Below are 515 nucleotides of genomic sequence, written 5' to 3'. Positions count from 1 at the left end.
ACAGGTTATCCACGCGCCTGCGTGAATCGCTCGCCGAACAGGATAGCAAACTGGTTCATCGCTGATTTCCAGTCGAACGCGGCCCGCACAGTCTTGGCCAGCACGTTGCGCAGCGCCAGCCAGAGCAGCTTGATCGCCGCCTCGTCATTGGGGAAATGGCCGCGCGTCTTGATGATCTTGCGCAGTTGCATGTTCAGACTTTCAATGGCATTCGTTGTATACACAACCCGTCGGATCTCTGGCGGAAACACGAAGAACGGTATGACGTGCTCCCACGCGTGTTGCCATGACTGCACGATCGTCGGGTACTTCGCGCCCCAAGGTCCGTCGGCGAAGTCCTGTAACGCCTGCCTTGCCGCCTCTTCGCTAGCGGCTGCGTAGATCGGGCGCAGGGCTGCGGCGAGCGCCTTACGGTCCTTGTAGCTGGCGTACTCCAGACTGTTGCGGATCAGATGCACGATGCAGGTCTGAACGGTTGTCCGCGGATAGGCTGCACTGATGGCCTCGGTCAGCCC

1 protein-coding gene is annotated in these 515 nt (G+C 60.2%); it reads right to left on the bottom strand.

Annotated features, from left to right (window positions below; all coding sequences use genetic code 11):
* Positions 1-5: 5 nt before the first annotated feature.
* Positions 6-515, bottom strand: a 510-nt coding sequence (locus SB786_RS35615) for a transposase (RefSeq protein WP_410731489.1), incomplete at its 5' end; no start/stop codon positions are given.

Source organism: Burkholderia sp. SIMBA_062 (assembly GCF_046534765.1).
Taxonomy (GTDB): Bacteria; Pseudomonadota; Gammaproteobacteria; order Burkholderiales; family Burkholderiaceae; genus Burkholderia; species Burkholderia ambifaria.
The sequence above is the reverse complement of the archived record's forward strand: the minus strand, read 5'-3'. Positions and strand labels throughout refer to the sequence as shown.